Source organism: Kamptonema animale CS-326, assembly GCF_028330895.1.
Taxonomy (GTDB): domain Bacteria; phylum Cyanobacteriota; class Cyanobacteriia; order Cyanobacteriales; family Microcoleaceae; genus Kamptonema; species Kamptonema formosum.
Genome location: NZ_JAQMUA010000054.1, coordinates 1 through 4157 on the forward strand (window position 1 = coordinate 1; position 4157 = coordinate 4157).

At 48.2% G+C, this 4157-nt stretch carries 5 protein-coding genes and 1 tRNA gene; 3 read left to right on the forward strand and 3 right to left on the reverse strand.

The features are described 5' to 3' along the window. Positions 1-27: 27 nt before the first annotated feature. Together PN499_RS03305 and PN499_RS03310 are read right to left on the reverse strand one after the other, a co-directional pair. Positions 28-240 (reverse strand): hypothetical protein, encoded by a 213-nt coding sequence (locus PN499_RS03305; RefSeq protein WP_007356691.1) that lies wholly within the window; start codon positions 238-240, stop codon positions 28-30. 268 nt (positions 241-508) lie between these two features. Then, positions 509-589 (reverse strand) — tRNA-Leu (locus PN499_RS03310). 256 nt (positions 590-845) lie between these two features. On the opposite strand from PN499_RS03310, the gene accC reads away from it, so the two are divergent. After that, entirely contained in the window at positions 846-2201 is a 1356-nt protein-coding gene (gene accC / locus PN499_RS03315) for an acetyl-CoA carboxylase biotin carboxylase subunit (protein WP_272030264.1), read from the forward strand. A 46-nt stretch (positions 2202-2247) separates the two neighbouring features. Here accC and PN499_RS03320 read toward each other — a convergent pair whose 3' ends face one another. After that, positions 2248-2529 (reverse strand): YggT family protein, encoded by a 282-nt coding sequence (locus tag PN499_RS03320; protein WP_026103630.1) that lies wholly within the window; start codon positions 2527-2529, stop codon positions 2248-2250. 209 nt (positions 2530-2738) lie between these two features. Here PN499_RS03320 and psbX point away from each other — a divergent pair, with 209 nt between their 5' ends. Together psbX and PN499_RS03330 are read left to right on the forward strand one after the other, a co-directional pair. Next, on the forward strand, positions 2739-2858 hold the full coding sequence (gene psbX / locus PN499_RS03325; protein WP_026103631.1) for a photosystem II reaction center X protein: 120 nt from the start codon (positions 2739-2741) through the stop codon (positions 2856-2858). Between the two features lie 301 nt (positions 2859-3159). Beyond that, on the forward strand, positions 3160-3948 hold the full coding sequence (locus PN499_RS03330; RefSeq protein ID WP_272030265.1) for a Ycf66 family protein: 789 nt from the start codon (positions 3160-3162) through the stop codon (positions 3946-3948). Positions 3949-4157: the final 209 nt, after the last annotated feature.

Consider the following 4157-nt stretch of genomic DNA (forward strand, 5'->3'; position numbering starts at 1 on the left):
CCCTAGCCCCTAGCCCCTAGCCCCTTCTTAATCCACCACCCTCAACACCCCTCGGCGCAAACCATCAAAAACTCGGTCAATTTGTTCATGTTCCTCCATAGTCAAAGCCTCTTTAGACATCATCGCCGCCATAAACCTTCGCTGATCGGCACGAGTAATCTTGCGATTGATAAAGATGCGCTTTACCATTTCCTCAACACTGGCGCTGTTTAAATTCTCTTGAGATTGCATCCCTGTCATAACTCTCCACTGATTGACAAATCCCCATCACTTCAAATTTATGGGTATTTCCAGCAGCTTTTCTAATTCAAATCTTAATTTCTTAGATGCAATCCCGACTAGCTGCCCACTTTATTAAGATATCAGAATTCTCAACCGCGCGATCGCCTTACCCTCCCAAAAAAAACGAGACTGGGAAACGCCATCGCCCCAGTCTTGTCCGGCAGGTCTTAATTTTCAACTGTTCGTCCTTAGCAATTAGGAAACTACTAATTACTTAAGTTGTAAATGCGGATGGCGAGACTCGAACTCGCAAGGACAAGCCACACGCCCCTCAAACGTGCGCGTATACCAATTCCGCCACATCCGCTCTTTGAGTTTTGAGTTTTAAGTTTTGAGATTGCTTCGTACCTCGCAACACTGCGCGGTTTTGAGTTGAAGATTTTTCTTCAGACCCACCACTTGCAACCCTTACTTTTCACTCTACTACTGCCGATTTACAATCTTAACACCAAAACCTGATAATTGTGCAACAAATTTCTTTAAACTAGATTTTGGGTAATATTCATTACCAGAATATACCGAAAAGGCTTATTCTACAGATCGCAGAGTCACAAGTACCAAAGATGGGGTTTTCCAAACTCTTAATTGCCAATCGCGGAGAAATCGCCCTCCGTATCATCCGCACGTGCGAAGAGATGGGGATTCCAACCGTCGCGGTACACTCCACCATAGATCGCCACGCCCTCCACGTCCAATTAGCGGATGAAGCCGTTTGCATCGGTGAACCCACCAGCAGCAAAAGCTATCTAAACATCCCTAACATTATCGCCGCCGCCCTCACCCGCCACGCCACAGCCATTCACCCCGGCTACGGTTTCCTAGCGGAAAATGCTAAATTTGCCGAAATTTGTGCCGATCACCAGATTACCTTCGTGGGCCCTTCCCCAGAAGCCATGCGATCGATGGGAGACAAATCGACAGCCAAAGAAACCATGCAGCGAGTCGGCGTACCCACAGTACCAGGTAGCGGCGGATTATTAAAAGACGAAACTGAAGCGATCGCGATCGCCCGTGAAATTGGCTATCCCGTAATGATCAAAGCCACAGCCGGCGGCGGTGGGCGCGGCATGAGGCTGGTTCGAGAAGAATGCGAACTGCCCAAACTTCTAGCCGCCGCCCAAGGTGAAGCTGATGCCGCCTTTGGCAACCCAGGCATTTACCTAGAAAAATTCATCGAATGCCCTCGCCATATCGAAATTCAAATCCTACCCGACTCTCACGGTAACGTCATCCATCTCGGCGAAAGAGACTGTTCCATCCAACGGCGACATCAAAAACTCCTTGAAGAAGCCCCCAGTCCCGCCCTTACTCCCAAACTGCGAGAAAAAATGGGTCACGCTGCTGTTAAAGCTGCCAAATCCATCAACTACACCGGCGCGGGAACCGTCGAATTTCTGCTTGACAAATCGGGCAAATTCTACTTCATGGAAATGAACACCCGCATCCAAGTAGAACATCCTGTCACCGAAATGATTACCGGCCTTGACCTAATCGCCGAACAAATTCGCATCGCCCAAGGTGAAAAATTGCAACTTAATCAACACCAAGTTGTAATGAACGGTCACGCCATAGAATGTCGCATTAATGCCGAAGACCCCGACCATAACTTCCGCCCCCACCCCGGCAGGATCAGCGGCTATTTGCCTCCTGGGGGCCCCGGCGTGCGAATGGATTCTCACGTCTACACAGATTACGAGATCCCGCCTTATTATGATTCTTTGATTGGCAAATTGATCGTCTGGGGGCGCGATCGCCCCACAGCCATCCGCAGAATGAAACGCGCCCTCCGAGAATGCGCCATCACCGGCGTACCCACGACCATCGGCTTCCATCAAAAAATCCTAGAAACCCCAGCCTTCCTTGCCGGCGAAGTCTACACAAATTTCGTTGAGGAGTGGATGCGTCAAAACAAGCGTTAACAATTAACAGTTAACTGTTAACCGTTAACTGTTAACCGTTAACCAATTACATCATCGTCAGCAATCCTTGCTGACCCAATAGCATCTCCCGCAGGAGGCTGACAATACCTACCCAAATAATTGGCGTGATGTCCACCCCCCCAATTGGAGGCACGATCTTCCTCATCGGGATTAACAAGGGCTCTGTCGGCCAAGCAATTAAGCTAAAGGGTAGTCGATTCAAGTTTACCTGCGGATACCAAGTCAGGACAATGCGGAAAATAAAGAGCAAGGTCATCACCACCAGGACAAAGCCCAGTATCCAACTCGCAATCGTAATAGAACTCATGTCAGCCATTAATATCTTAAGTATTGTAAAGTAACTTTCTCATAATTTTAACCTGTTTCCGTAACCCTCTTGCCCTAGCCCCTAGCCCCTTGCCCCTAGCCCCTTCTTCCCTAGCCCCTTCTTCCCTAGCCCCTAGCCCCTTACTTTTGGGTAAGTCCTATTATAAAATTAATAAAAATCAAATTCTTGTAATAGAGGGCTTTGGATCTATGACTCCTTCACTAGCTAACTTTTTCTACAGTCTGCTTTGGGGTGCTGGGCTTGTATTAATTCCGGCAACAGTCGCACTGATCTTTATCAGCCAGAAAGATAAGATCAAACGCACCTAATCAGGTTAAGAATGGGTTAACTGTTAACTGTTAACGGTTAACTGTTACCGGTTGACAGAAAAACAGCGAACGGTCAATGGTCAACAGTTAACGCTCTTCCTTTTTCCTTGTACTTATAAGCTAGGACTTATACTCATAGACCTTGATAACCTGCTTTTTTACCAAATCTGCGATGCTCTAACGAAGTATTTTCGTAAAAACCCGGTTTCTGGGCCCATGAGTGTAAGTCCTATCAGCTTAATCTCAGTAGAGATTTTATTTCTAAATCGTTAACATTAGGACTGACATAGGAGAAAGGCTAATGGTTAATTTTGGATTGAACTGGAGCAGTCTGCTGGGAATCGTCCTAGCAGTGGCCGGCGCAGGCCTCTACTTTCTGCGATCTTGGAAACCCAAACTAGCGCGAGATCACGATATTTTCTTTGCCGCTGTAGGCTTGCTGTGCGGCGGTATCCTGCTATTTCAAGGATGGCGACTAGACCCCATTCTGGCTTTCGGTCAGTTCCTCCTTTCTGGTACCGCCATCTTCTTTGCAGTAGAAAGCGTTAATTTGCGCGGCGCTGCAACGGCCGGCGCAAAAAGCCGCAACCAGATAGTAGATGAAGAGCGACCGGTCAGCAATGCCTACGCTTATGATAGCTATGACGCTGAGCTAGAACGACTTGAACCAGAAGAAGATTATCCTCCCCGTCCCCGAATTAGAGCAAGCCAAGATCCGCGTTCCACGCGGGAGACCTACGAAGACGAACCCCGCCGTCGGCCATCAAGTCGTAGCAGTACACCACGACCAGATTTAGGAGAAAAGTCCCGCAAGCGGCCCGTGCGTCCCGGAACCTCACCAACAGAGAAACCCGACGACTGGGAAGGAAGCGATCTCGAAGACAAGCCTACTCGCACGCGCAATAGCCGCCCCCCTGGGTCAGAGAGTCGTAACCCCGAAACTACAAGACCAAAAAGAAGCCGTCCTCCTGAAGAATCCAGGTCTCGCCGGAGTAGAGGTAGCGAAGACCCAGCGCCAGCAGACTATGTTGAGTATCGACCAGTAGACTACCCAGACGATAACGCAGGCAATTCGACCAATTTTGAATAATCAGCAAAGGGAAAACTGGTAATTGAGAATTGGGAATTGGTAATTTGTCAAGGGGGAAAAAGAATAAATTTATTAGGAGTGAGGGGAAGAAAGATAAAAATTTTCCCCTCACCTTTTAGATTAAGGGCAGAGGTTTCTTCCGTATTCGGATAAAAACGGGAAGGCTTTCCTCTTAACCAGTACTTACGAAAAAAACCCGTAACGGCCCC

Bases quoted from the DNA above. Each gene is read 5' to 3' on its own strand.
- accC (WP_272030264.1), top strand. From the start codon at position 846: ATGGGGTTTTCCAAACTCTTAATTGCCAATCGCGGAGAAATCGCCCTC.
- PN499_RS03330 (WP_272030265.1), top strand. From the start codon at position 3,160: ATGGTTAATTTTGGATTGAACTGGAGCAGTCTGCTGGGAATCGTCCTA.
- psbX (WP_026103631.1), top strand. From the start codon at position 2,739: ATGACTCCTTCACTAGCTAACTTTTTCTACAGTCTGCTTTGGGGTGCT.
- PN499_RS03305 (WP_007356691.1), bottom strand. From the start codon at position 240: ATGACAGGGATGCAATCTCAAGAGAATTTAAACAGCGCCAGTGTTGAG.
- PN499_RS03320 (WP_026103630.1), bottom strand. From the start codon at position 2,529: ATGAGTTCTATTACGATTGCGAGTTGGATACTGGGCTTTGTCCTGGTG.